Source organism: Salipiger sp. 1_MG-2023 (assembly GCF_030547555.1).
Lineage (GTDB): Bacteria > Pseudomonadota > Alphaproteobacteria > Rhodobacterales > Rhodobacteraceae > Salipiger.
The window spans coordinates 33,269-59,657 of record NZ_JAUOQN010000014.1 but is presented as its reverse complement, the minus strand read 5'-3'; the positions used below and the strand labels follow the sequence as shown (position 1 = coordinate 59,657).

23 protein-coding genes and 1 riboswitch are annotated in these 26,389 nt (G+C 65.0%); of the genes, 10 read left to right on the top strand and 13 right to left on the bottom strand.

What is annotated here, in order from left to right; genetic code table 11:
* Positions 1–216: 216 nt before the first annotated feature.
* The gene (locus tag Q4543_RS09135; protein WP_303437572.1) at positions 217–822 is read left to right on the top strand and encodes an alpha-ketoglutarate-dependent dioxygenase AlkB; all 606 of its coding nucleotides are present in this window, start codon (positions 217–219) and stop codon (positions 820–822) included.
* 117 nt (positions 823–939) lie between these two features.
* Here Q4543_RS09135 and gcvP read toward each other — a convergent pair whose 3' ends face one another.
* From gcvP to Q4543_RS09115, 4 genes are all read right to left on the bottom strand, one after another.
* Positions 940–3,783, bottom strand: coding sequence for an aminomethyl-transferring glycine dehydrogenase (gene gcvP, locus Q4543_RS09130; protein WP_303437570.1), 2,844 nt, complete (start codon positions 3,781–3,783; stop codon positions 940–942).
* A 116-nt stretch (positions 3,784–3,899) separates the two neighbouring features.
* Positions 3,900–4,259 carry a glycine cleavage system protein GcvH gene (gcvH, locus tag Q4543_RS09125; RefSeq protein ID WP_216002081.1) on the bottom strand — a complete coding sequence of 120 codons (360 nt, stop codon included), beginning with the start codon at positions 4,257–4,259 and terminating at the stop codon, positions 3,900–3,902.
* 22 nt (positions 4,260–4,281) lie between these two features.
* Positions 4,282–5,397 carry a glycine cleavage system aminomethyltransferase GcvT gene (gene gcvT / locus Q4543_RS09120; RefSeq protein ID WP_303437568.1) on the bottom strand — a complete coding sequence of 372 codons (1,116 nt, stop codon included), beginning with the start codon at positions 5,395–5,397 and terminating at the stop codon, positions 4,282–4,284.
* 182 nt (positions 5,398–5,579) lie between these two features.
* Positions 5,580–5,665: riboswitch (glycine riboswitch) on the bottom strand.
* 20 nt (positions 5,666–5,685) lie between these two features.
* Positions 5,686–6,189 (bottom strand): Rrf2 family transcriptional regulator, encoded by a 504-nt coding sequence (locus Q4543_RS09115; RefSeq protein ID WP_303437567.1) that lies wholly within the window; start codon positions 6,187–6,189, stop codon positions 5,686–5,688.
* Positions 6,190–6,295: 106 nt separating this feature from the next.
* Between Q4543_RS09115 and Q4543_RS09110 the strand changes: the two genes are divergently transcribed.
* Together Q4543_RS09110 and Q4543_RS09105 are read left to right on the top strand one after the other, a co-directional pair.
* Entirely contained in the window at positions 6,296–6,862 is a 567-nt protein-coding gene (locus tag Q4543_RS09110) for a gamma-glutamylcyclotransferase (RefSeq protein WP_303437565.1), read from the top strand.
* Positions 6,859–8,088, top strand: coding sequence for a DUF2254 domain-containing protein (locus tag Q4543_RS09105; protein WP_303437564.1), 1,230 nt, complete (start codon positions 6,859–6,861; stop codon positions 8,086–8,088). The genes Q4543_RS09110 and Q4543_RS09105 overlap by 4 nt, the downstream gene beginning before the upstream one ends.
* On the opposite strand, the gene gltX is transcribed toward Q4543_RS09105, so the two are convergent.
* A complete protein-coding gene (gene gltX, locus Q4543_RS09100) occupies positions 8,085–9,422 on the bottom strand; it encodes a glutamate--tRNA ligase (RefSeq protein ID WP_216002082.1) in 1,338 nt (445 codons plus the stop codon). The genes Q4543_RS09105 and gltX overlap by 4 nt on opposite strands.
* Positions 9,423–9,543: 121 nt before the next feature.
* Between gltX and Q4543_RS09095 the strand changes: the two genes are divergently transcribed.
* Both Q4543_RS09095 and Q4543_RS09090 read left to right on the top strand, forming a co-directional pair.
* Positions 9,544–10,494 carry a 1-phosphofructokinase family hexose kinase gene (locus Q4543_RS09095; RefSeq protein ID WP_303437562.1) on the top strand — a complete coding sequence of 317 codons (951 nt, stop codon included), beginning with the start codon at positions 9,544–9,546 and terminating at the stop codon, positions 10,492–10,494.
* Between the two features lie 335 nt (positions 10,495–10,829).
* Positions 10,830–11,756, top strand: a complete 927-nt coding sequence (locus tag Q4543_RS09090) for an MBL fold metallo-hydrolase (RefSeq protein WP_303437561.1) — start codon at positions 10,830–10,832, stop codon at positions 11,754–11,756.
* 50 nt (positions 11,757–11,806) lie between these two features.
* On the opposite strand, the gene Q4543_RS09085 is transcribed toward Q4543_RS09090, so the two are convergent.
* Entirely contained in the window at positions 11,807–12,358 is a 552-nt protein-coding gene (locus Q4543_RS09085) for a 2OG-Fe(II) oxygenase (RefSeq protein WP_303437560.1), read from the bottom strand.
* Between the two features lie 126 nt (positions 12,359–12,484).
* Between Q4543_RS09085 and Q4543_RS09080 the strand changes: the two genes are divergently transcribed.
* Positions 12,485–12,874, top strand: a complete 390-nt coding sequence (locus tag Q4543_RS09080) for a metallopeptidase family protein (RefSeq protein WP_216001944.1) — start codon at positions 12,485–12,487, stop codon at positions 12,872–12,874.
* Here Q4543_RS09080 and Q4543_RS09075 read toward each other — a convergent pair.
* Both Q4543_RS09075 and Q4543_RS09070 read right to left on the bottom strand, forming a co-directional pair.
* Positions 12,871–13,917: a glycosyltransferase family 4 protein gene (locus tag Q4543_RS09075; RefSeq protein ID WP_303437559.1), complete on the bottom strand. Its 1,047-nt coding sequence runs from the start codon at positions 13,915–13,917 to the stop codon at positions 12,871–12,873. The two genes, Q4543_RS09080 and Q4543_RS09075, sit on opposite strands and share 4 nt — an antisense overlap.
* Positions 13,910–15,568: an NAD+ synthase gene (locus tag Q4543_RS09070; protein ID WP_303437558.1), complete on the bottom strand. Its 1,659-nt coding sequence runs from the start codon at positions 15,566–15,568 to the stop codon at positions 13,910–13,912. The genes Q4543_RS09075 and Q4543_RS09070 overlap by 8 nt, the downstream gene beginning before the upstream one ends.
* Before the next feature lie 149 nt (positions 15,569–15,717).
* Here Q4543_RS09070 and Q4543_RS09065 point away from each other — a divergent pair, with 149 nt between their 5' ends.
* On the top strand, positions 15,718–17,163 hold the full coding sequence (locus Q4543_RS09065) for an MORN repeat-containing protein (RefSeq protein WP_303437556.1): 1,446 nt from the start codon (positions 15,718–15,720) through the stop codon (positions 17,161–17,163).
* Between the two features lie 3 nt (positions 17,164–17,166).
* Here Q4543_RS09065 and Q4543_RS09060 read toward each other — a convergent pair whose 3' ends face one another.
* A complete protein-coding gene (locus Q4543_RS09060) occupies positions 17,167–17,616 on the bottom strand; it encodes a hypothetical protein (protein WP_303437554.1) in 450 nt (149 codons plus the stop codon).
* Between the two features lie 167 nt (positions 17,617–17,783).
* Here Q4543_RS09060 and Q4543_RS09055 point away from each other — a divergent pair, with 167 nt between their 5' ends.
* Positions 17,784–18,695 (top strand): YihY/virulence factor BrkB family protein, encoded by a 912-nt coding sequence (locus Q4543_RS09055; protein ID WP_216002083.1) that lies wholly within the window; start codon positions 17,784–17,786, stop codon positions 18,693–18,695.
* 216 nt (positions 18,696–18,911) lie between these two features.
* On the opposite strand, the gene Q4543_RS09050 is transcribed toward Q4543_RS09055, so the two are convergent.
* The 3 genes from Q4543_RS09050 to Q4543_RS09040 all read right to left on the bottom strand — a co-directional run bounded on the left by Q4543_RS09050 (position 18,912) and on the right by Q4543_RS09040 (position 21,999).
* Entirely contained in the window at positions 18,912–19,973 is a 1,062-nt protein-coding gene (locus Q4543_RS09050) for an AI-2E family transporter (RefSeq protein WP_303437553.1), read from the bottom strand.
* A 200-nt stretch (positions 19,974–20,173) separates the two neighbouring features.
* The gene (locus Q4543_RS09045) at positions 20,174–21,049 is read right to left on the bottom strand and encodes a metallophosphoesterase (RefSeq protein WP_303437552.1); all 876 of its coding nucleotides are present in this window, start codon (positions 21,047–21,049) and stop codon (positions 20,174–20,176) included.
* Complete coding sequence (locus Q4543_RS09040) at positions 21,046–21,999, bottom strand: diacylglycerol kinase family protein (protein ID WP_303437551.1); 954 nt, start codon at positions 21,997–21,999, stop codon at positions 21,046–21,048. The genes Q4543_RS09045 and Q4543_RS09040 overlap by 4 nt, the downstream gene beginning before the upstream one ends.
* Before the next feature lie 210 nt (positions 22,000–22,209).
* Between Q4543_RS09040 and Q4543_RS09035 the strand changes: the two genes are divergently transcribed.
* Positions 22,210–22,929: a CbiX/SirB N-terminal domain-containing protein gene (locus Q4543_RS09035; RefSeq protein WP_303437550.1), complete on the top strand. Its 720-nt coding sequence runs from the start codon at positions 22,210–22,212 to the stop codon at positions 22,927–22,929.
* On the top strand, positions 22,926–23,360 hold the full coding sequence (locus Q4543_RS09030) for a GNAT family N-acetyltransferase (protein ID WP_303437548.1): 435 nt from the start codon (positions 22,926–22,928) through the stop codon (positions 23,358–23,360). Before Q4543_RS09035 ends, Q4543_RS09030 begins: the two co-directional genes overlap by 4 nt.
* Before the next feature lies 1 nt (position 23,361).
* Here the strand turns inward: Q4543_RS09030 and polA are convergent, their stop codons facing one another.
* Entirely contained in the window at positions 23,362–26,166 is a 2,805-nt protein-coding gene (gene polA, locus Q4543_RS09025) for a DNA polymerase I (RefSeq protein WP_303437546.1), read from the bottom strand.
* Positions 26,167–26,389 lie beyond the last annotated feature (223 nt).

Sequence of the window (26,389 nt, the reverse complement as noted above, 5' to 3'; positions counted from 1 at the left end):
CGATCCCTTTCCAATTCAAGGCGATGACGCGAGGAGCATGACCCGATTACGGCATCAGAGCCCCGCTAGATGATGAACCGTTTGGCCGGGGCCTCGCGGCTTCCGCGTGTATATAAGGAGGGGGTTTGGAGCCTGCAAGCGTCGCGTCCCGCCGGATTTCGGCAAATGTGGGGATTTTCTTTGCCCCGGCGCAACGATTGCGAAAGGAATGGGCGCATGAGTGATCCACTGACCATCCGCGGCTTTCACATCTATCCGGGCCATCTGGGCCGCCCCGAACAAGAGGCACTGGCAGAGGATCTGCGCGCCTGCCTGCGCGCCGCGCCGCTGTACCAGCCGGTGACACCGCGCGGACAGGCGATGTCGGTGCGCATGTCCTCGGCAGGGCGCTTCGGTTGGGTCACCGACCGCCGCGGTTACCGCTACGAGCCGCGCCACCCCGACGGCACGGACTGGCCGCCGATCCCGGACAGCATCCTGCACATCTGGCAAGAGCTCGCCAATTTCCCGCGCCCGCCCGATTGCTGCCTGATCAACTGGTACGGCGAAGGCGCCCGCATGGGCCTGCACCAGGACAAGGACGAAGCCGATTTCTCTGCCCCCGTCCTGTCGATCTCGCTGGGCGACGACGGCCTGTTCCGCATGGGCAACACCGAGCGCGGAGGCACGACACAATCGCTGTGGCTGCACTCCGGCGATGTCGTTGTCATGGGCGGCGAGGCCCGGCTGAAATACCACGGCGTCGACCGCATCCGCTTCGGCTCCTCGACGCTGCTGCCGAAGGGTGGGCGCATCAACCTCACCCTGCGCGTCGTCACCTGAAACGAAAGAGGGGCGCAGAAACCCGCGCCCCTCCTTCATCTTGCCCCTAAACTCCGGGGAGCGCGAGGGGCTGGCCCCTCGCTGTCGCAACCGCTCAGGCTGTCGGAGCGCTTGCCCTTACTCCGCCGCCTCGGCATAGGCACTCATCGGCGGGCAGGTACAGACAAGGTTGCGATCGCCATAGGCATTGTCCACCCGGTTCACCGGCGGCCAGTACTTGTCGACCCGGAACGCCCCCGGCGGGAAACACCCCTGTTCGCGCGAGTAGGGGCGATCCCAATCGCGCACCAGATCCTCCATCGTATGCGGCGCATGACGCAGCGCGCTCTGCTCCACTGCCATGTCGCCGCTTTCGATGGCCCGGATCTCCTCGCGGATCGCCAGCATCGCATCGCAAAACCGGTCCAGCTCGGCCTTGGTCTCGCTTTCCGTCGGCTCCACCATCAGCGTTCCCGCCACCGGCCAGCTCATCGTCGGCGCATGGAACCCGCAGTCGATCAACCGCTTGGCAATATCCTCGACCGTGACCCCGGCGCTTTTTTCAAAGGGCCGCACATCCAGAATGCATTCATGCGCCACCCGGCCCGATTCAGCGGTATACAGGATCTCATAGGCCCCGCTCAGCCGCGCCGCGATGTAGTTGGCACTGAGGATCGCGGCCCGCGTCGATTGCGTCAGCCCCTCGCCGCCGCTCATCAGGATATACCCCCACGAGATCGGCAGCAGCGACGGCGAGCCAAAGGCGGCCGCCGACACGGCACCCTCTCCGGTCACCGGATCGCCCGGAAGATGCGGCACCAGATGCGATTTCACCCCGATCGGGCCCATGCCGGGGCCTCCGCCGCCATGCGGAATGCAGAAGGTCTTGTGCAGGTTGAGGTGAGACACATCCCCGCCAAGATCGCCGGGCCGCGACAGCCCCACCATGGCGTTCATGTTGGCCCCGTCGATATAGACCTGCCCGCCATGCCGGTGGGTGATCTCGCAGACCTCGCGCACCGTCTCCTCGAACACGCCATGCGTCGATGGATAGGTGATCATGCAGGCCGCCAGCGCGTCCGAATGCTTTTCCGCCTTGGCGCGGAAATCCTCAAGATCGATGGATCCCTTGGCATCGCAGGCCACCGGCACAACCTTCCAGCCGACCATCTGCGCCGACGCGGGGTTGGTGCCATGCGCGTTCACCGGGATCAGGCAGACATTGCGCTGCCCCTCGCCGCGCGCCGCCTGCCATGCCGCGATGGTCAACAGCCCGGCATATTCCCCCTGCGCCCCGGAATTGGGCTGCATGGAAAACGCATCGTAACCGGTGATCGTGCACAGCTTCGCCGACAGATCCGCGATCATCTCGCCGTAACCCGCCGCCTGATCGACCGGCGCATAGGGATGCAGTCCGGCGAACTCCTTCCAGCTGACCGGCATCATCTCGGCCGCCGCGTTCAGCTTCATCGTGCAGGACCCAAGCGGGATCATCGCCCGATCCAGCGCCAGATCGCGGTCCGCCAGACGGCGCATGTAACGCATCATCTCGGTCTCGGCCCGGTTCATCTGAAACACCTCATGGGTGAGGTAATTGCTGGTCCGAATCAGCGCCTCGGGCAGACGGTAGGCGCTTGGCTCCTCGCCATAATCGCGCACCAGCCCAAAGGCGCGCCACACCGCTTCGATCTGCTTGGGGCGTACCGTCTCGTCGATTGTAATGCCGATCTTCGTCTTGCCGACGCGCCGTAGGTTGATGCCCTCGCGCACCGCCGCCGCCAGAATGCCGCGCTGAAGCAGCCCGACCTCGACCACCACCGTGTCGAAAAACGCCTCCGGGCCAACCTCATAGCCCGCAGCCGTCAGCCCTTCGGCCAGCCGCACCGTCTTGAGATGGATGCGTTGCGCGATGGCCTTGAGCCCCATGGGGCCATGGAAAACCGCATAAAACCCCGCCATCACCGCCAGCAATGCCTGCGCGGTACACACGTTCGATGTCGCTTTTTCGCGGCGGATATGCTGCTCGCGGGTCTGCAGCGCCAGTCGGTACGCCCGGTTCCCCAAGGCATCCACCGACACGCCGACGATCCGCCCGGGCATCGCCCGCTTGTACGCATCGCGGCAGGCCATATAGGCCGCGTGCGGCCCGCCATAGCCCAAAGGCACGCCAAAGCGCTGCGTCGAGCCAACGGCGATATCCGCCCCCATCGCGCCCGGCTCGGTCACAAGACACAGCGCCATGATATCCGCCGCGACGATGCCGATGGCCTTGGCCTCGTGCAGGGCGTCCATGGCAGGCGTCAGATCGCGCAGCCCGCCAAGCGTGCCAGGATATTGAAACACCGCCCCGAACACCGCTGACGCGTCAAGATCTTCCGGCGCGCCAACGATCACCTCGATCCCCAACGGTGCCGCCCGCGTCTTCATCACTGCGATGTTCTGCGGATGGCAGCCCTCGTCGACAAAGAACGCCTTGGCCTTCGACTTGGCCACGCGTTTCGCCATGGTCATCGCCTCAGCGCAGGCGGTCGCCTCGTCCAGAAGCGACGCATTCGCCACCTCAAGGCCGGTCAGATCGCTCACCATGGTCTGATAGTTCAGCAGCGCTTCAAGCCGCCCTTGCGAAATCTCGGGCTGATAGGGCGTATAGGCGGTGTACCACGCGGGGTTTTCAAAGATATTGCGCTGGATCGCGGGCGGGGTGATCGTGCCATGATAGCCCATGCCGATCAGCGAGGTCAGCACCCGGTTCTTCTCGGCCACCTCCTGCATGCGCCACAGCATCTCGCGCTCCGACAGCGCCGGGCCGAAATCCAGCGCCTCGGCTTGCCGGATGCCCGCTGGCACCGCCTCGTCGATCAGCGCATCAAGGCTGGCCACCCCCAGCACCTCGCACATCGCATCCATCTCGGCCAGAGACGGGCCGATGTGCCGCCGGTTGGCAAAATCATAGGGCTGATAGTCAGTCGGCTCAAAGCTCATGTCACACCTCTCCGGGGCACCGCCCGCGCGGCCCCCATGTTTCTTCTGGCCTCAAATATCCCGGGGGGAGCGCGCCGCGCGGGGGGCAGCGCCCCCCTCGGCCTCCGGGCCGGGGGTCAGCCGACGAACTTCTTGTACGCCGCCTCGTCCATCAGATCGTCCATCTGCGACATGTCCTCGACGCGCAGCTTGAAGAACCACGCCTCGCCCTCGGGGTCTTCGTTGACCTTGCCGGGGTCCGCGACGATGGCCTCGTTGACCTCGACCACCTCGCCGTCGATCGGGGCCAGAATGTCGGATGCGGCCTTCACCGATTCGATCACCACGACCTCGTCATCCTTGCTAACCGTGACCCCGACATCCGGCACCTCGACGAACACGACGTCGCCCAGTTGCTCTGCCGCATGGGCGGTGATGCCGACCACCACAAGATCGTCCTCGACCCGCAGCCACTCGTGTTCCTCGGTAAACTTCATCATCGCGCTGGCTCCTTCTTCGTCAGCGTTTGTAGCCTTGTTCGACAAAGGGCAGCGCCACGACCTCTGCGGCCATGCGCTTGCCCCGAACCTCTCCGTAAATCCGCGTGCCGGGCGTGGCCAGCGCCGCGGGGACATATCCCATCGCCACCGGTCCGCCCACCGTCGGGCCAAACCCGCCCGAGGTAACACGGCCAATCGCCTCGCCCCCGGCCTCGCCCTCGAAAAGCACAACTCCTTCGCGCATCGGCGCGCGCCCCTCGGGGCGCAGGCCAACGCGAGCGGTTTGCGCGCCGTCGGCCAGTTCCGCCAGCACCACAGAGGCGCCGGGAAACCCGCCCTCGCGCGCACCGCCGGCGCGGCGCGCCTTCTGGATCGCCCATTTCAATCCGCCGGCAACCGGCGTCGTGCCGGTGTCGATGTCATGCCCGTAAAGGCACAGCCCCGCCTCAAGCCGCAGCGAATCGCGCGCGCCAAGGCCGATCGGCTCGACCGCGTCGATCTCGAGCAGCCGCCGCGCAAAGCCTTCGGCGGTGTCTGCGGGCAGCGATATTTCGTAGCCATCCTCGCCGGTATAGCCCGACCGCGAGATCCACAGATCGCCAAAGGCGCGGCTGTCCATGAAACGCATGTCCTCGACGCCGGGCACCAGATGCGACAGGGCCTGCGCCGCGCCGGGCCCTTGCAGCGCGATCAGGGCGCGGTCCTGAACCTCGATCTCGCAGGTGTCGGACAGATGCGCGCGCAGATGCGCAATGTCGGCCTCCTTGCAGGCGGCGTTGACCACGAGGAACAGCGCCTCGTCCCAGCGCGCGACCATCAGGTCGTCAAGGACGCCGCCGGTTTCATTGGTGAACAGCGCATAGCGCTGCCGCCCCGGCTTCAGCCCCAGCACATCCACCGGCACCAGCGCTTCCAGCGCCAGCGCCGCGTCATCAACATCGCCAGACAGCGGGCGCAGCAGAACCTGCCCCATGTGGCTGACATCGAACAACCCACAGGCGGCGCGGCAATGCAGATGCTCTTTCATCACGCCAAGAGGGTATTGCACCGGCATGTCGTAGCCAGCGAACGGCACCATCTTTGCGCCAAGCGCAAGGTGCAGATCAAACAGAGGCGTCCGGTTCAGATCATCCATAGGCGTCTCACATCCCGTTTGGCCGGAAGGTGAGGCAAGACCCGCGAAGATCCGATATAGCCCCGTCCCGGACATCTCCCGCACGAAGGCCCCATGCCCACGCGCACAAAATGCCCCCTCTGTCCGTCAGCCTGAGATCGTTATCCCTTCGGCGGGCGCGAACGCCACTCTCCAGAGTCTTGATACCCGCGACGGTCCTGAAGCCTGAGAGTTTCCGGGGCGGTTGCTCCTTCGGCACCGGCAAAGCCGGTTCTCCCATCGCGAATGCCTATCAGGCTATTATGATTTTCACTGGGCCGCAAGCACCTGTTGCGTCGCGTCGTGCGGTGCGTCGGGCGCCGAGGCCCCGCGGCAGCCGGTTCCGGGCGCAAGAATGTCGATCAGCGGGGCGTTGTCGCAGACCAGCGCATCCAGCGTGATTGGATCGAGCGTCGCGTAAAACGCGTTGGCCGCGTCGGTCAGCGCGACCCGCAGGCGGCAGGCGTCGGTCAGCGGGCAGGTGTTGTCGACATCGGCAAAGCATTCGGCCAACGGCACCGGCGCTTCCAGCGCGCGGAACACGTCTCCGACGCGGATCTGATCGGCCGGGCGGCCAAGTTCCAGCCCGCCGTTGCGGCCACGCCGGGTGTGTAGGTAGCCAAGCTGCGCCAACTGGTTGATCACCTGCGCCAGATGGTTCTCCGACGCATTGCAGCGCTGCGCGATTTCGGATTTGGTGACAAGGCGGCCATGGTTGACCGCGCAATGCATCAGCACACGAATGGCAATATTCGTTCTCTTGGTTACTCGCACCGTACCGATCCTCGATGACCCTTTGCCACAGGGTAGATACAGCATCGCCAAAATAGCGTTTTGACATACATCAAAACCGAGTCCCCCCGGCACAAGGAATACAGGCATGTCTGGTGCGTTCTTTTTCGGCTACGGCTCTCTGGTTAACCGGGGGACTCATCACTTCTCCCCTCTGCACCCGGCTACCGCCCATGGCTGGCGCCGGGCCTGGCGCTGCACCGACGCGCGCGAGGCGGCCTTTCTGACCGCCGTGCCCGATCCCGATTGCACCCTGCTCGGGATGATCGCCCATGTCCCCGCCGACGACTGGGCGGCTCTGGATGAGCGCGAGGCCGCCTATGACCGGCTTGGCGCGGGGCTCAAGATTACCCACGAGGCACCCGGCGTCGCCGAGCTGGCGCTTTACGCCATTGCGCCCGAGCGGATGCGCGGCCCGAGCGATGCGCATCCGCTGCTGCTGAGCTATCTCGACGTGGTGGTGCAGGGCTACCTGCTGGAATACGGCGTTGAGGGCGCCGAGCATTTCTTTGCCACCACCGATGGCTGGGACTGCCCGATCCTCGACGATCGCGCCGCGCCGCGCTATCCGCGCGCGCAGCGGCTGGGCGATCCGGAACGCGCAGTGGTCGACACGCATCTGGCGCGGCTCGGCTCGCGGAGGATCGCGGCATGACCCTCAGCAAGCTGCTTATGCTGCTGCGACGGCTGGCGCGCAACCTTGCGGCGCGGGTGCTGTTCGGCGCGGTGCTGGCGCTGGCGATGGCAGGGCTGGCCCCCGAGATCCTGCCGCTGGTTCCCAAGAACTGGCAGGGCCGCATCAAGCCGGACGCGGTGATCCCGATCCTGAACGTTCTGGCCGGCACCATGCTGACCGTCACCACGTTTTCGCTGTCTGTCATGGTCTCGGCCTTTCAGGCGGCGTCCAGTCAGGCGACGCCGCGCGCTTACCGGCTGCACCTGTCCGACACCACCACCCACACCGTGCTGGCGGTGTTCACCGGGGCGTTTCTGTATTCGCTGACGGGCCTCGTGATGTACCGTGCCGGATTCTATGCCCCGGAAACCTCGGTGGTGATCCTTGGGGTGACGATCCTTGTCATCGCGGCCATCGTGGTGGCGATGCTGCGCTGGATCGCGCATCTGAGCACGCTTGGCAGTCTTGATGAAACGCTGGGCAAGGTCGAGGCTGCCGCCAGCGGGCCACTGATGCGTGCCATGCAAAGCCCGGCGCTTGGCGGGCTGCCGCTGGCGCCGGATGCGGTGATCCCGGACAGCGCAACGCCGGTGCGCGCGGCGCAGGGCGGCTATGTGCAGTTCATCGACATGGTCAGGCTGAACGGTATCTTGGCCAAAACCGGCGCGACGCTGACCCTTGCCGTGCTGCCGGGTGAAAATGTTCTCAAGGGTGTTCCCATCGGCTGGACAATGGGAGACGTGGCCGACCCGGACGCGCTATGCGCCTGTTTCACCATCGGCGCGATCCGCACCGCCGAACAGGACGCCCGCTATGGCATCGTCGTGCTGGCCGAAGTGGCGCTGCGCGCGCTGTCCCCCGGCATCAACGATCCCGGCACGGCCATCGACGCCATTCACCGCATCACCCGCCTGCTCTGGGATTGCGGCGCGCCAGCGCGGGTGCCGCCAGCGTATCCCAGCATCGAGGTGCCGCAACTGCGCGCCGCCGACCTGATCGAGGATGGCTTCATGGCGGTGATCCGGGCCGGGGCCGACCAGCCGCAGGTGGTTGGCATCGCAATTGATGCGCTGGTGCAGCTGGAACGGTCGGAGTGGCATGAAATGGGCGCTGCGGCAAAACGGGCGCAAGGCTATGCCCTGCGCCACGCCCAGCAGCACCTTGCCGTGCGCGAGGATCGAGACACCCTCGCGCAGCGGCTTTAGCTCTTTGCCAGCGCCCGCGCCGGAACCTGTTCCAGCAGCGGCATGACGTCGGCCATTTCGGGGCCGCGTTCAAGGCCGGTCAGCGCCTTGCGCAGCGGCATGAACAGGCCCTTGCCCTTGCGCCCGGTCGCCGCTTTGACCGCGGCGGTAAAGGTGCCCCATGTCTCATGGGTGAACGGACCTTCGGGCAGCAGCGTCATCGCCTCGGCGATGAAATCGCGGTCTTCCTCGGCGATCAGCGGCTCTGCCCCGTCGCGGAACAGCGCCCACCACCCCGGAAGATCCTTGCGGGTGGCGATGTTGTCACGGGTGACCGACCAGAACAGCGCGGCCTTGGCCTCGGGCACGCCAAGCGCCGCGATCTCGTCTTTCACCGCCTCGAACGGCAGCTCGTGCAGCTTGCGCGCGGTCAGCGGGTACAGGTCCTGCTCGTCGAATTTCGTCGGGGCCGAGCCGAATTGCGACAGCTCGAAGCCCTCGGCGATCTCGTCCAGCGACAGCTTCAGCTCGACCGGCTGGCTCGAGCCCAGCCGCGCCATCAGCGACAGCAGCGCCTCGGGCTCAACCCCAGCCTCGCGCAGATCGCGGATCGACAGCACGCCAAGCCGCTTGGACAGCGATTCCCCCTGCGGGCCGGTCAGCAGCGAATGGTGGGCAAAGCCCGGCGCGGTGCCGCCAAGCGCCTCGATGATCTGTATCTGCGTCGCGGTGTTTGTAACATGGTCAGAGCCGCGCACGATATTGGTCACGCCCATATCCATGTCATCGACCACCGAGGCCAGCGTGTACAGGATCTGCCCGTCGCCGCGGATCAGCACCGGGTCGGAAACGCTGGCCGCGTCGATGGAAATGTCGCCAAGGATGCCGTCGGTCCAGTCGATCCGTTCCTGGATCAGCTTGAAGCGCCACACGCCATTGCCACGCTCGGCGCGCAGCGACTCTTTGTCCGCATCGCTTAGCGCCAGCGCCGCGCGGTCATAGACCGGCGGTTTGCCCATGTTGAGCTGCTTCTTGCGCTTGAGATCCAGCTCTGTCGGGGTTTCGAACGCCTCGTAGAACCGTTCCATGCCGCGCAGCTTGTCGGCGGCGTCGAGATAGCGGTCCAGCCGGGCGCTCTGCCGTTCGGTCTTGTCCCAGGTCAGGCCCAGCCATTCCAGATCGCGCTTGATGCCATCGACATATTCTTCCTTGCTGCGCTCGGCGTCGGTGTCGTCGATGCGCAAGATGAATGTGCCGCCGGATTTGCGGGCGATCAGGTAGTTGAACAGCGCCGTGCGAAGGTTGCCGACATGGATGTGGCCAGTGGGCGACGGGGCGAAACGGGTGACGGTCATGCTGAGCTCCTGCTTACGGGTGTGGCAATTCCACAGGCGGGGCGATTTGTCCAGTTCGCCTCGCTTGGCCTTGGGGGCATAGGGTGCCATGCTGCCAGCATTCCGGGAGAAATTGATCGCCATGAACGACATCCTTACCGTCACGCTGAACCCCGCACTTGATCTGTCGACCTCGACCGACCGTGTCGTGGCCGGGCCCAAGCTGCGCTGCGACGCGATGAGCGTCGATCCGGGCGGCGGGGGAATCAATGTCGCCCGCGTTGTGGCCGAGCTGGGCGGGCGCGCCCGCGCCTTTGTCGCGCTGGCCGGTCCGTCGGGCATGCGGCTCGAGGAATCGCTGGCGCAGCTGGGCCTGCCGCTGGTGCGGATGAAAGCGCCGGGCGAGACCCGCGAGAGCTTTGCCGTGCATGACCGCAGCACCGGCGAGCAGTTCCGCTTCGTGCTGCCCGGCCCGGTCTGGTCAGAGGCCGACGTGGCCGAGTCGCTTCACGCCATTGCAACCGCCGTTCCGCAGGGCGGCATCGTGGTGCTGAGCGGCAGCCAGCCGCCGGGGGTGCCGCTGGAATTTCCCACGGAGCTGTGCCGGGCGCTGAAGGCGCGGGGGGCCTATGTGATCGCCGATACCTCGGGCGAGGCACTGACCTATCTTGCCGCCGGGACCGACCCCGCGCCCGCCGTGCTGCGCATGGACAGCGCCGAGGCCGAAGAACTGGCCGGTCGCCCGCTGGTGAGCCGGCGCGAGTCGGCAGAGTTCGCCGCCGAGCTGGTGGCGCGCGGGGCGGCAGAGCGGGTGATCCTTGCGCGCGGCGCGGACGGCTCGGTCATGGCAGGACCCGAAGGCTTGACACAGGTCAGCGCCGCCAAGGTGTCGGTCCTGTCGGCGGTGGGTGCCGGAGACAGCTTTGTCGGCGCCTTCGCCTATGGGCTTGCCAGCGGCATGAGCGCGCCGGATGCGCTGGCACTGGGCGCGGCGGCGGCCAGTTCCACGGTGACAACCCCCGGAACGCAGCTGTGCACCGGCGATCATGTGCGCGAGCTGCTGGCGCAATGCGGGGCAAGTTTCATCGCGTAAGGGCCAAGGCCGAGCCGCATCGAAACTTGCGGATGCGCGAGCGCGCTTGGTGACAGGCCCCTTGGTGTCAGGCGATCGCCAATCTTCGTCTTGGGCGAGCATCGCAGGGGCCGGCTGACAAGAAGTTTAGTTGCCAGACCGGCGCCGCCAAGGTCTTATTCGACGGACAGCGCGCGTTGTTAGCAAGGGTTGCACATTTCGGGAAAGATTACGGGCCCTTGACCTGCGGCTGCTTGCTTGGTCACGGGGGCATTCATTTCGAATGAATTGTGGTTTCTGGATGTGTCGCGTGGGCTGCCTACATCATGGAACGTCGCAGCAAGAGGAACGGCACAATGAACACAGGTTTCAAGATCTCTCGGCGCGCAGCGCTGACGGGCGCGGCGGCGTTGCCGCTGGCCGCAGGGCTTGGGTCCGGCGCAGCGGCGCAGGTCGCTCAGAAGGGCGGACAGATGCCGCGGGTCAACCGCGTCATGCTTGGCGATTTCGAGGTTACCGCGCTGATGGCGGGCACGGCCACCCGCGAAGCGCCGCACGAGATCTTTGGTCTCAATGTCGACGACGCGACCTTCGAAGAGGTCTCGGCCGAGGCGAACATCCCGACCGATAAGGCGCAATTCTTCTTTACCCCGACGCTGGTGAACACCGGCGCCGAGCTGATCCTGTTCGACACCGGGCTGAACCCCGAAGGCATCGTCGCGGCGGTCGAGGCCGCGGGCTATAGTGCCGATGAGGTGACGCATATGGTCATCACCCATATGCACGGCGATCACGTCGGCGGGCTGACCGGCGGCAACGGGCCGACCTTTGCCAATGCGCAGCACGTGACCGGGCAGGCGGAATTCGACTATTGGAAGGGCACCGACAACGCGACCTTCGCCGGCAAGGTCGCGCCGCTGGCGGATCGGTTCTCTTTCATCGGGGATGGCGCTGCGGTGGCGTCGGGGGTGACGGCCATGCTGACGCCGGGACACACGCCGGGGCATATGGGCTACATGCTGGAAAGCGGTGGCAAGCAGCTGATGCTGTTCGCGGATGTGGCAAACCACTATGTCTGGTCGCTGGCCTATCCCGACTGGGAGGTCAGCTTTGACACCGACAAGGCAGAGGCGGCGGCGACCCGGCGCAAGGTGCTGGACATGCTGGCGACCGACAAGGTGCCGTTCATCGGCTACCACATGCCGTTCCCGGCGCTGGGCTATGCCGAAACCCGCGAGGACGGCTTCCACTATGTGCCGCACAGCTACCAGCTGATGCTGTAAGATCCTGCCGGGCGCCGTCGGTCGGGGCCCGGCATTCGTTTCGCAACGTTCTAGCGGAAGGACGGGCCGTGCGCCCAGATCGTCAGCGAGTGCCGCTCACCGCTGTCCACCGGCGTGACCCGGTGCAACATGTAAGACGGAAACAGCGTGGCGGTGCCCCGCTCTGTCGGGGCCTGATGGGTCTGCGCCGAGGGCATCACCTCGAGCCGCCCGCCGGTATAATCGCTCGCCGCAGACAGCTGGATCACCAGCGTCAGCTTGCGCCGCGCCGCAAGATGGCCGTCTCCGATATCGGAATGCCAGTCGAAATGCCCCTGCCGTTCGGAGCCATAGCGCGCAAGCTGGGCGCTTTCGTCGAACCCGTCGAGATCGAAGCTATAAGCGTCGCGATTGGCCTCGCGCACGATGTCGATGATACGATCCATGATCCACGCGGCTTCGGGCTGTTCGTCGATCCAGACCAGATCGGCGCGGCGCAGGTTGTGGTCGCGGTTGCGCCCGACAAGCCGGGCGTCGCTGCTCGGGGCGGCGCGGGCAAGATCGATGGCGCGATCGCAATCGGCGTTGGAAAAGGCGGCGGGGATGTGGTGGACGGTCAGCATATGAGGGGAATCCGTTGACGGGTCGCAAGCCTTTAGCGCGATCGCCAGGACATGCTGTCCGGTTTGCGACCTGATGTGCCTAAAACGACCTTTTCCTTGCGGAGCGCTGCCATCATATCTGGCGGCATGAGCAGACACGGCCCCGAACAGATCGAAACCATCGCCCGCAACACCGTCGAGGGCTTTCCCGAACCGTTCCGGTCCGGCGCGCAGGACGTGCTGATCGAGGTGGTGGAATGGCCGCCCGCCGATGTTCTGGCCGAACTGGGTATTCGCGATCCGCGCGATCTGACCGGGCTTTATGAGGGCGTGCCGGTCACCGAACGTTCGGTCTCGGACCCGGTCACATGGCCCGACCGGGTGACGCTGTATCGCCAGCCGATCCTGACCGAGCTGCGCGAGCGTGGCAATGTCACGCTTGAGGAGCTGGTGAGCCACATCACCGTGCACGAATTCGCCCATCATTTCGGCTGGTCGGACGACGATATCGCCTCGGTCGATGAATGGTGGCTTTAGCCCTCGGCGATCAGCGCCGCCATGCGTTGCACAAAGCGCTGCGGGCCAAGCTCGCTCAACGCGGTGTCGCGGGCACCGGCGCCAAGACGGGCGCGCAGGGCCGGATCGTCGATCAGGCGTGACAGCGCGTCGGCGATGGTCCGGGGCTGGTGCGGGTCGATGACGATGCCGTTTTCGTCGCTCAGATAGCCCGCCGAGCCCGCTTCGGACGAGATCACCGGCACGCAGCCATAGGCCATCGATTCCGCCGGGGCAAAGCCTAGCGGTTCATCAAAGCTCGGCAGGATGCAGATGTCAGAGCGGGCATAAAGCGCGGGCATCTCGGGGAAGGGCACGCGGCCTGCCATCTCGATCCACGGCTCGGCCTTGGCGGCGGCGTAAAGCGCGGCAAGGTGGGCGCGGTCTTCGGGCGCGTCGAACACGCTGTCGGAGCCAGCAAGGATCAGCCGCGCCTTGCCAGCCTGCCCATGCGGGCGCAGGGCGTCGATCACCAGATCCTGCATCTTGCGCCGCTTGCCCAGCTTGGCGGCGCATAGCACCGTTACCGGGCCAGTGTTGTCGCGCAGGGGCATTGGCGGCGGCGGGTCCGCAACCACGGGCCAGGGCAGGTAGCGGGCACCGCGATCTGGTGTCACATCCGACAGCCCGCGCGTTGCCGTCACCCGGCGGATCGGCAAGCCCTTGCGCCAAAGGTAGAATTTGCGCGACAGCGGCTCGCGCCGGTGAAACGGGTGCAGATCGTATGACCACAGCGCCGTGCCCTCGCGCCGCCCGATCTTTGCGGCGGCAACGCGCAATTCGGCGCTGTTGCGCAGGAAGGCGATGTCGGGGGCGGCGTCGCGCCAGGATGTGCGCATCGCCTCCTGTTCATCGGGCCTGAACACCTGCGGAGACACCAGCGAGTGATCTTCGGGGCCGTCGGATTTGCTGGCCCAGACCGTGACCTTTGCCCCCGCGGCCACCAGCGCCCGCACCGCGAAGGACAGATTGGTGTGAAACCGCGCGACGACAAACAGGACCGACTTGCCCGCAAGCTCAGCCATTGTCGCGCCAGCGATTGGCGATAGGATAGCGCCGATCCAGCCAGAAGGCGCGGGGCGACAGCCGCACGCCGGGCGCCGACTGGAACCGCTTGTATTCCGAGATATACAGCAGGTGCTCGATCTTCTTGGCATCCTCGCGCGTGTACCCTGCCGCGAGGCAATCGGCGATCGAACCATCATCATCGACGAGGATCTTAAGGATGCCATCCAGCACCGGGTAATCGGGCAGCGAATCGCTGTCCTTCTGATCGTCGCGCAGTTCGGCCGAGGGCGGCTTGGTGATGATCCGCTCGGGGATGACCTCGCCTTCGGGGCCCATCATCCATGGGCGCTGATGCGCGTTGCGCCAGCGGCAGATGTCAAAGACGCGCGTCTTGTAGAGATCCTTGATCGGGTTGTAGCCGCCCGCCATGTCGCCGTAGATCGTGGCATAGCCCACCGCGACCTCGGATTTGTTGCCGGTGGTCAGCAGCATCTCGCCGAACTTGTTGGACAGCGCCATCAGCAGCAGGCCGCGCAGACGCGACTGGATGTTTTCCTCGGTCAGATCGGCGCTCCGGCCTTCGAACAAGGGGGCCAGCGTGGCGGTGATGGCGGCGCGCCCCTCGGCGATGGGCACGAAATCGTAATGCGCGCCGATGGCGCCCGCGCAGGCCTTGGCATCCTCCAGTGAATGCTCCGAGGTGTATTCCGACGGCAACATCACACAGCGGACATTTTCGGCCCCCAGCGCATCGACGGCAATGGTCGCCACAAGCGCCGAATCGATGCCGCCCGACATGCCCAGCAGCACCTTACCGAACCCGGTCTTGCGGCAATAATCGCGCAAACCCAGCACCATGGCGTTGTAATCCTGCTCCAGCGTATCGGGCTGCGGCGCGAAGGTGCCGTCGAGCGCGCGCCAGCCGTCATCGCCGCGTTGCAGATCGACATGGGCGATGGCTTCGGCAAAGGCCGGAAGCTGCAGCGCCAGCTTGCCATGCGGATTAAGCACAAAAGACGCGCCGTCGAAGACCTGATCGTCCTGTCCGCCCACCATGTTGAGATAGATCAGCGGCAGCCCGGTTTCGACCACGCGCCCGACCATGTGGTTCAGCCGCGTCTCGTGCTTGCCGCGATGATAGGGCGAGCCATTGGGCACCAGCAGGAATTCCGCGCCGGTTTCGGCATGGGTTTCGGCCACGTCCTCGTACCAGGCATCCTCGCAGATCGGGCTGCCGATACGGATGTTGCCGATGGCGTAGGGGCCGTCGATGGGGCCGCTGTCGAAAACGCGCACCTCGTCGAAGACCTCGTTGTTGGGCAGGTGATGCTTGAACACATGGCTGGTGATCTTGCCGCCCCGGCAGATCAGGTAGGCGTTGAACAGCTCGGCGCCCTCGACCCAGGGGCAACCGATCGCCAGTGCCGGGCCATCGGCGCAATCGGCAGCCAGCTGGCGGGCAGCCTCCATGCAATCCAGCGTGAAGGCGTTTTTCAGCGGCAGATCCTGCGCGCTGTAGCCAGCGATGAACATCTCGGGCAACGCGACAAGATCGGCGCCTGCGGCCTTGCCCTGCTCCCATGCCTCGCGGGCCCTTGCGGCATTGCCGGCAAGGTCGCCCACGGTGGGGTTCAACTGCGCGATGGTCAGGCGGAAACGGTCAGCCATGCCCTTGTCCTTTCGGTCAGCTTGCCGTGCCGACATAGCAGAACCACGCCCGAGGGAAAGCCGGGCAGCGTCAAAAGACATTGTCAGGGGCGGGGGGCTTCTTTACCATTTCCAGCAAGGGAATGCGAAACTCCGGCAGGGCAGAACACATGAAACGCGCAGGCATCACGCTCGTCGCAGCCATCGCGGTCTTTGCTGCGGCGGCGATGGCGCAGGACGATGGGACGCTCACCAAGCAATTCGACGATGGCGGGGTGTATCAGGGCAGCTTTGTCGACGGGCTGCGCGATGGCACCGGCACCTACAGCCTGCCGAACGGATTCGAATATACCGGCGACTGGCGCGCGGGCGAGATCGAGGGCAAGGGCGTGGCCCGCTACCCCTCGGGTGCGGTCTACGAGGGGCAGTTTTCCAAAGGCAAACCCGAGGGCATGGGCAAGATCGTGCTTGGCGACGGCTCGGTCTACGAAGGCTCGTGGCAGGATGGCAAGATCACCGGCAAGGGGGTGATCCAATACGCCAGCGGTGCCCGCTATGAAGGCACTTTTCGCAATGCGCTGCACCATGGGCGCGGCGTGATGACCATGCCCGATGGCTATCGCTACGAGGGCGACTGGGTGAACGGGGTCGAGGAAGGCAACGCCACGATCACCTATCCCGGCGGATCGGTCTATGTCGGGCGGATCGCCAATGGCAAGCGCTCGGGCGAGGGCACGCTGACCATGACCGACGGTCTGACCTATGTCGGCATGTGGCGCGACGGCCAGCAGGACGGGCAGGGCAAGCTGACGCTGCCCAATGGCGATGTCTACGAAGGCGCGCTGCTTGACGGCCGCCGCGACGGGCAGGGGCGCGAGACCTATGCCGCCTCGGGCGATGTCTACGAGGGCAGCTTCGACAACGATCAGCGGCAGGGGCAGGGCGTGTATATCGGCGCCGATGGCTACCGGCTGGAAGGCAACTGGGTGGCGGGGCAGATCGACGGGCAGGGTAAGGTCACCTATCCCGACGGTTCGGTCTACGAAGGCGAGATCAAGGGCGATCTGGCCAACGGGCAGGGCCGCACGGTCTATCCGGACGGCTCGACCTACGAAGGGGACTGGGTCGACGGGGTGATCGAAGGCAAAGGCACGGCGCGCTATCCCAACGGCACGGTCTACAGCGGCGATTTCGTCAATGCGCGCTATGATGGGCAGGGCACCATCACCTACGCCGATGGCTACAGCTACACCGGCGACTGGAAGAACAATCGCCGCAACGGCACCGGCACGGCGCGCTACGCCGACGGCGCGGTCTACACCGGCGATTTCCGCGATGATCAGCGCCACGGGCATGGGCGGATCGAGATGGCCGATGGGTTCACCTATGAGGGCGCCTGGGTGTCTGGCCGCTTTGAAGGCGAGGGCGTCGCCACCTATAGCAACGGCGATATCTACGAAGGCCAGTTCGAGGATGGCAAACGCGCCGGGCAGGGCACGCTGCGCTATGCCACGGGCGAAGTGGTGTCGGGCGACTGGGTCAGCGGCGTGCTGACCACTGCAACCCCGGTGCCAGAACTCGAAGACCCGGCGAGCGATGCCCCTGCGGGGAACTGAGCGTCACCGACAGCGCGGAATGCCAAGCCCGATCAACGCCTCGCCGCGCAGCGCCACATAGCCGCTGGCGACGTGGCGGGCGGTGGTCATGAACCAGCCCGCCACCGGTGGCGGGTAATGCGCTGCCATCGCCCGCGACCAGTGGTCGAACCGTTCGCGCGCCATCGGGCGATCAGGGTAGACCGGGCCGTGGAAGCCGAATTCCGTCTGCGGCAGGATGCACAGATTGCGCACTCCCAGATACAGCGTGCAGGCCGAATGGCAGTGGGCGCCTCTGATCTCGACCCGCGCGCCGCGCGCGTTGAGGCGCTGCACCTCGGCGAGCCGTTGCCGCAGCGGGCCGCCATCATCATTGCCGATGACATGCACGGTTGCGGTGATCTGTGCCTGCGCCAGCGCGGCCCCCGCGCAAAGCGTTAGCAGCAGGGCGAGGGTCGAGACGATGCCTGTCATGCGCGAGGCCCTTGTTCTGCCGGGGCTGGCGTGCCCCTGACCCAGTGGGCCGGATACGCCCTGATTTTTCGTTAAGGTGTGCCGATTTGTCCCAGAGATCAGCCAATCCGCGTGCCGGGCGTGCGCTGCCATTGACCCGGACCGCGTGGCACGATCAAATTTGCGGCATGGAAGAGATTGCTGGCAACCCGCCTCCCGCCGCGCCAGAGCGCCCCGACCCGACCCGCCCGGTTCTTACCGTGGGGGACTGGCTGCGCGCGATCTGGGGGACCTGGATGAGGATGGACGAGCGCAATCTCGGGCTGATCTCGGCGGGGGTGGCGTTTTATGCGTTTCTGTCGCTGTTCCCTGCGATCTCGGCGGTGATTGCGATCTGGGGCTACTGGGCCGATCCGGTGGTGATCTCGGAGCAGATGGAACTGGTGCGCGAGATGATGCCGGAACAGGCCTATGTGCTGTTGTCGGATCAGGTGACGGCGCTGATCTCGACCAATCGCTCGACGCTGCAATGGGCCTCGGTGATTTCGATCATCGTGGCGATCTGGTCGACGCGCGCCTCGGTCGCGGCGCTGATCCGCGGGCTGAACGCGGTGAATGATGCCCCGCACCGCGAAAACGCAATCCGAAGGCTGCTGGTCGCGGTCGGGCTGACATTGTTGCTGGTGCTGGTGGCGCTGGTGGCGTTTGCGGCGGTGGTGATCCTGCCTGCCGCCTTTATGCTGCTCGGCTTGCCGCTGCATCTCGAACTGATCGCGGCGGCGGTGAAATGGCTGATCCTGCTGGGCGTGGTGTTCTTTGCCATCGCGCTTGTGTACCGCTACGGGCCGAACCGGCGGGCGCGGCGGATGCGCTGGCTGACGCCCGGCGCGGTGCTGGCGCTGCTGGGCTGGGCGGCGGGGTCTTTTGCGCTGACAACCTATGTACGCAATTTCGACCGGCTCAACGAGGTCTACGGATCGCTCGGGGCGGTGGTTGCCTTGCTCATGTGGTTCTACGTCAGCGCCCTTGTGACGCTGCTGGGCGCCCAGCTGAACGGCGAGCTTGACCGGCTGCGCCGCGAGCGCCTCGAAAATCATTAGAAATTTTTCGATGCCTGCGGAACCTGATCGCGCCCCGCGTGTTGTCATCCCAAGGGCGCGTATATTGCCCTGTCCCTCTGCGGATCGTTTCCCTATCCTGACTTCCCTCGGCGATCCGCGTTTTAGTAGCCCGCTCTTCGGTTTCGAAGAGCGGGTTTTTTTCATACCTGTCCAGTGCAACACAAACGGCGCGCCCCGCAAGGCGCGCCATGATCCTCAGGCGGCGCGCACCGCGGGCTTGGCGGGAGGCGACGAGCTGTCGCCGAGGATGTCGAACAGGCGCAGGAAGATCAATGTCACCGGGATCGCCACGATGCCGCCGATCGGCCCCCAGAGCCAGAGCCAGAAGACCAGCGCGACAAACAGCAGGAACGGGTTGAGCTGGACGTGTTTGCCAACCAGCGCCGGCGTGACGAACTGCGCCTCGGTCATGTTGCAGGCCAGATAGATCGCCATCGGGCCAAAGCTTGCAAGCCCGTCGAAATTGACGATCCCCGCCAGCAAGAGCGCCGCCGCTATCGCCGCTGGCCCAAGATACAGCACAAAGTTCAAAAGCCCGGCGGCAACGCCCCAGACAACAGCGCCCGGCAAGCCATAGGCCATCAGCGCCCCCCCCACCGCAAGGCCCAACCCGGCGTTGACCGTAGACACGGCCGCAAAGTAGCGCGACACTGTCGCTTCGGCGGCGAAGAAACGTTCAAGAAACAGATGCGTCTCTGCCCCGGACCCAAGACGCGCCGACAGCCAGCTGTAGATCGACTTTCGCGTCAGCAGGAAAAAGAACAGCGCGCCAAGAAACACCAGAAGCTGCGCAAACAGCGCCGGGGCAAGCCACATGGCGTCGGTCAGGCTTGGAAGCGACTCGATCTGCTCGGCGGTGGCTTCGGCATCGGCGCCAAGCGCGGCTTTCATCTCTTCGTTCATCTCGCCGATGCCTTGGATCAGGCCGCGATATTCGAACATCAGCTTGTGAAGTTCGTAGCGGATCGACGGCAGCTCGTCGATCGCGGCGGTGATGTAAGGTTCGATCAGAAATACCAGCGCGGCCCCGATCATGAAGAACGCGATCAGCACCGACAGTGCGCTTATTCCGGCGGGCACACCCAGACGTTTGAGACGGTCAGAGAGGGGGGCGACGATGACGCCCACCACGATGGCAAGCACCAAGGGTGCAAAAATGTCCTGCGTTTCCTTCAGCCCAACGATGACAACTCCGGTTGCCACGATCACAGAAGAGACACGCAGCACCTGGTCAGAGGCGATCATGGGCTGTTTCATGTGTGTTCAACCTCGGGCCGAGGCGGAAGTTCCGCCTTTGTGCGGCGATATTTCACAAGGCCTGTGCTCGGTGGCCCCCCCGCGCCAGCAGGCCGGTTCGGCCGGTTTTGAAAGAGCCTGCCCCTGCTCCTGCTCCGCCCATGCAGAGGATCATACATCCGCTCGCCGGATTCTGCGCCAGCCACGTGCAGGTTTACGCATTACGAGCCTTCGGTTTCGGAGGGGGGCTCGCGCCCTTCAGCGGTGAACGTGCCGCTCTTGCTGGCGGCGCCAGCGGCCTCTGTGTCGCCTGTCTCGTGCCAGCCATCCGTTCCGAAGGAAAATTCCCGCACGCCGGCGGGTTCGAAATTGCTGCCTCGGGCGACCATCCGGGTCACCCGCGCCGTCGTGGCGCTGACATCCAGCAGGGCAAAATCGTTTTCCTGCCCGCGCAACCGCGTCGACAGGCCGGTGCCGACATGCACCTGAAGGATCTGTCGCCCATGCTTTGCCGACAGGAACGGCTCTGTGCGCCAGCGATGCAGATGCCCCGACAGCACCAACTGCACGCCGCATTCCGCCAATTTCTCGATCCCCAGATGGGCGTGCTTCATCAGGCTTTTCTTGATATCCTCGTCCTGTTCGAACGGGTGATGTGCCAGAACCACCCGAATACCGTCTGTCTGCGACAGCAACTCGCAGGCGCGGTGCAACTGCGCGCGGCGCACCTTGCCACGCTGCACCCGGAAGCGATCAACCGTGTTGAGCCCGATCGCCATAAAGCCTTCGGCCTCGTGCACGGTCAGCAGATCACTGGCGATATGCTTGCGATAGCGCGCATAGGGCCGCATGAACCGCAGCCACAGATTGTCGAGCGACACATCGTGGTTGCCCGGAACTGAAAGCCACGGCGCCTCCAGCCGGTCCAGAAAGGCGCGGGCGTCGCGATACTGGCTGCGCCGGGCGCGCTGGGTGAAATCTCCGGTGGCGGCCACGAGATCGGGCTTTGCCGCGTTCAGGGCGCGGATCAGCGGATCCAGAAGCTCGGGGTCGCTGCGGCCGAAATGCAGGTCTGAGATATGGGCAATGCGGGTCATGAGCTGGCGGCAATGTCCCTTTCGGTGGTGGTGTCGGTCGAGGCGTCGGGTGTGGGCACGATCACCTGCAACGGGCGCTCGCGCATCTTGATACGGATCGGCGTGTGCATCAGGCTCTTTTCGCCATCGCGCGCAACCAGCGCCCGCTTGCGCCCGGTTTGCAGCGTGATGTCGCGCCCGGTCACAAGATCGAAATCCTCGCCTTTCTGCGCGGCCCCGCCGGCAAGCCTGAATGCCGTGCGCGCTAGATCCAGAGTGCTTCCGTTGCGGGCGGTGAACAGGGCGAATTCGCCTCGCTTCAGCGCCGCGACCCCATCGAGGTTGAAGCGATCCAGCTGAAAGACGCTGTTGGCGACAAAGATCAGCGGGGTGCGCAGATGAATGTCGCGCCCGTCGACGGTGATGGTCATCCTGAGCGGGCGGCGCATGCCGCTCAGCGTCAGCAGCACCGACCAGTAGGCCGCGATGCGCGAACGCCCCCAGCGGGCATAGATGCTCTCACGCTTTTGCAGGATCAGCGGATAGATCCCAAGGCTGGTGTTGTTCAGAAAGACCGCGCCATTGGCTTCGGCAAGCGCCACCTGTTCAAGCTGTCCCCCGGCCAGCACCTCGATGGCGGCCTCGGCGTCTTCGGGAATCCCGAGACCGCGCGCGAAATAGTTGAACGTGCCCTGCGGGATCACCCCCATCGGAATCTCTGCGTCATGCGCAGCGGTCGCCACGGCCGCGATGGTCCCATCGCCGCCCGCTGCGACAATGACATCCGCCTGACTGCGCCGGATCGCCTCGCGCGCGGCGTCTTCCAGCCGTTGCTTGCCATTGGGAGTAACAATCGTTGCACTCACCCCCGCAGCGTCGCACAGCGCCGTCAGCCGGGCGCGGCGTTCATCCTCGCCTTGGTCGCCGGAGCGCCCATTCAGGAAGATGCAGAATTTGCGGTTGGGTGACACGTCGGGCGCTCCTGTTTGAACCTGTCGTCAACGCGTCGGAGCGTGTCACGGTTCCGCACCCGGCAGCGCAGGTCTCTTGCCGGATGCGCATTTTTTGCCCCGTGCCCGCGGGCATGTCGGAATGTCTTGGTTGACGCTTGAAACGAAAGGGGCAGTGCATCACCTTCACAAGACGCGCATGACATCAGAACCAGGATCACCAAAGCTCTAATGACCAGCATTTCCGGGTCCCAGCGGACCGCAATTCTCGTCGCCCATGGCAGCCCCTCCGACCCCGGCTCGCAAGAGGCCGCGCTGCGCGCCCTTGCGTCGCAGGTTCAAACGCGCATGTCGGGCTGGCGGATCGGCAGTGCGACGCTGGCGGCCAAGGGACGGTTCGAGGACGAGATCGAAAGCCTTGGCGCCCCGCTGATCTATCCGTATTTCATGGCGAAGGGCTGGTTCACCGGGCAGGTTCTGGCGAAAAAGGCGCGCGGTCTGGGGCTGACGATGCTTGACCCTTTCGGGGTCGAGCCGGGACTGATCGATTGCGCCGCCACCGAGCTGCGGGCGCTGCTGGCACAGCAAGGCTGGCAGCCCGAGGACACCGCGCTGATCGTTGCCGCCCATGGCAGCGCCATGTCCAAGACCAGCGCCGACAGCGCCTATGCCTTTGCGCGCGCGCTGCAGTCCGGGCTTGGCCTGCGCGTCACGCGCACCGGGTTCATCGAACAGCCACCGTTTCTCAAGGATGTTGCGCAGACCGTCGGGCAGGCGATCTGCCTGCCCTATTTCGCGCAGAACTCGGGCCATATGGAAGACGATGTACCAGCGGCGCTGTCGGCGGCGGGCTTTGACGGGCCGATGTTGCCGCCTTTCATCGAATGGGCGGATACGGCGCAGCTGATCGCCACCAGCATCGCGCGTCAGGCGATGGACATAGCAGAATGATCCGCCCCGCGCGCGAGGCGGACGAAGCGGCGATCCGCGATTGCGCCCGGCAGGCCTATGGCGGTTATGTGCCGCTGATCGGGCGTGAGCCCGCCCCGATGAGCGCCGATTACGCGGCGCAGATCGCGGCGGGCGAGGTGTTCGTGGCCGAGGATGGCGGCTTTCTGGGCTTCATCGTCTACCGGATGGCGCCGGATCACCTGCTGCTGGAAAACGTCGCGGTGCTGCCCCGGGCAAGCGGGCGCGGCATTGGCAAGGCGTTGATCGCGGCCTGCGAAGACGCGGCCCGCGCCGCTGGCCTGCCGGTGCGGCTTTATACCAACGCGAAAATGACCGCGAACCTGTCGCTGTACCCAAGGCTTGGCTACACCGAGACCGGCCGCGTCAGCGAAGACGGGTTCGATCGGGTGTATTTCGAAAAGCAGCCCTAGCTCAGTGCGCTTCGGCCCAGTTGCGGCCCATTCCGGCATCAACCACCAGCGGCACGTCAAGCTTGACCACCGGCTCTGCCGCGCCTTCCATGACGCGCTTTGCGGTGGCGATCAGCTCGTCTTCGGCGCCCTTGTCCACCTCGAAGATCAATTCGTCATGAACCTGAAGCAGCATCGTCGCAGGCAGCTTAGCAATGGCCTCGGGCATGCGGATCATCGCGCGGCGGATGATGTCGGCGGCGGTGCCCTGAATCGGCGCGTTGATCGCGGCGCGCTTGGCAAACCCGGCGCGCGGCCCGCCAGCGGCGATCTCGGGGGTGTGGATCACCCGCCCGAACAGGGTTTCGACCCGCTTGTGTTCCTTGGCAAAGGCGGTGGTGTCTTCCATGTAGGTCTTGATGCCGGGGAAGCGTTCGAAATAGCGGTCGATGAATCCCTGCGCCTCGGAGCGCGGAATCCGCAGGTTGCGCGCAAGGCCGAAGCCCGAAATGCCATAGATAACACCGAAGTTGATCGCCTTGGCCTGACGGCGCACCTCCGGGGTCATCTCCTCCATCGGCACGTTGAACATCTCTGAGGCGGTCATCGCGTGAATGTCCTGCCCATCGCGGAACGCCTGTTTCAGCGCTTCGATATCGGCCATGTGGGCAAGGATGCGCAGCTCGATCTGCGAATAGTCGAGAGAGACCAGCGTGCGCCCTTCGGCGGCGACAAAGGCTTCGCGGATGCGCCGCCCTTCTTCGCTGCGCACGGGAATGTTCTGCAGGTTCGGATCGGTCGATGCCAACCGCCCGGTGCTGGCCCCGGCGATGCTGTAGGAGGTATGGACACGCCCCGTGTCGGGGTTGATATGGCCCTGCAGCGCATCGGTATAGGTCGATTTCAGCTTGGAAATCTGCCGCCAATCCAGCACCCGCCCGGGCAATTCATGTTCGGTGGCAAGGTCTTCGAGAACATCGGCCCCGGTGGCATAGGCCCCGGTCTTGCCCTTCTTGCCGCCCGGCAGGGACATCTTGTCGAACAGGATCTCGCCCAGCTGTTTGGGGGAGCCGACGTTGAATTTCTCCCCGGCAAGCTCGTGAATTTCATCCTCGAGCTGCGCCATCTTCTGGGAAAACGCATTGGACATGCGCGACAGCGTCTCGCGGTCGACCTTGACGCCGGATTTTTCCATCTCGGCCAAGACCGGCACCAGCGGGCGTTCCAGCCCTTCGTAGACACGGGTGACGCGGGCGCGGTGCAGCTGCGGTTTGAACAGCATCCACAGGCGCAGGGTGATGTCGGCATCCTCGGCGGCGTATTTCACCGCGTCCTCGATCGGCACCTTGTCGAAGGTGATCATGCTCTTGCCGCTACCAAGGAGCGACTTGATCGGGATTGGCTCATGCGACAGGTAGCGTTCGGACAGCGTGTCCATGCCATGCCCATGCAGGCCCGCGTGCATGGCGTAGGACATCAGCATGGTGTCATCGATGGGCGCAACGCCGATGCCATAGCGCGACAGCACCTTGGCATCGTATTTCATGTTTTGCCCGATCTTGAGGACGCTTGGGTCTTCGAGAAGCGGCTTGAGCAGAGCCAGCGCTTCGTCCAACGGCATCTGCCCCTCGGCCAGCGCGTCGCTGCCGAACAGATCGTCGGTGCTGGCGGCGCGGTGAATGAACGGGATATAACAGGCCTGCCCCGGCTCGATGGCCAGCGACACGCCAACCAGATCGCAGGTCATCTCATTGAGGCCGGTGGTCTCGGTATCGACCGCGACCCAGCCGCGCTGATGCGCCTGCGCGATGAAGGGGGCGAGGTCTTCGGCGGTCTTGACCCAAATATAGCCGGCCGGGTCGATGGGCGGCATTTCAGGCGCGTCCTGCGGGGCAGAGGCCTCGGGCGCGGATTCGGTGATCACGGGGGCCTCGGCCTGAAGCGCATTGGCAACGCGCTTGGTCAGGGTGCGGAACTCCATTTCGGTCAAGAATTTCAGCAGGATGTCGGCGTCGGGTTCGCGCACTTCCAGCCCGTCGAGCGTGACGTCCTCCATCACCATCTGGTCATCAAGCTGCACCAGCTTTTGCGAAAGCTCGATCTGTTCGCGCTTTTCCACAAGGGTCTGGCGACGCTTGGGCTGCTTGATGGTCCCGGCCTGATCCAGTAGGGTCTGTAGATCGCCGTATTCATTGATCAGCAAGGCGGCGGTCTTGATGCCGATGCCGGGCGCGCCGGGGACGTTGTCGACGGAATCGCCCGCGAGCGCCTGCACGTCGACCACGCGCTCAGGGTAGACGCCGAATTTCTCGTGCACCCCGTCGCGGTCGATCAGCTTGTTCTTCATCGCGTCGAACATCACGACTCCGTCGCCGACCAGTTGCATCAGATCCTTGTCCGACGAAACGATGGTCACCGCGCCGCCCGCCTCGCGTGCCTGCCGGGCGAGGGTGGCGATAATGTCGTCAGCCTCGAAGCCTTCTTTCTCGATACAGGCAATGTTGAAGGCGCGGGTGGCGTCGCGGGTCAGCGGGATCTGCGGACGCAGATCTTCGGGCATCGCCTCGCGGTTGGCCTTGTAAAGGTCGTAAAGATCGTTGCGGAAGGTGTGGCTGCCCTTGTCGAAGATGACCGCCACATGGGTTGGTGCATCGGGGCCAGCGTTATCTTCGACATACTTCTGCAACATGTTGCAAAAGCCCGAAACCGCCCCGATGGGCAGCCCGTCGGATTTGCGGGTCAGTGGTGGCAGCGCATGGTAGGCGCGGAAGATAAAGGCCGATCCGTCGATCAGGTGCAGGTGGCAGCCCTTGCCGAACTGGGTCATGGTCGCGTCTCCCGGTGCTATGCGCTGGAGCCCGGTTTGCCATGCCGCGCGCTCGCCTTCCAGAGGGAATGGCGTGTTGGTGGGGGCAGAGGGGGGCCAGCCCCCCGCCTTCGGCTCCCCCCGGAGTTTATTCAGCAAGATGAAGATGGGCGCGGCGCCTTGTCTTCATCTTGCCAAATAAACTCCCGCCGGAGGCAGGCCGGATATCTCAAGCCGGTGCGTC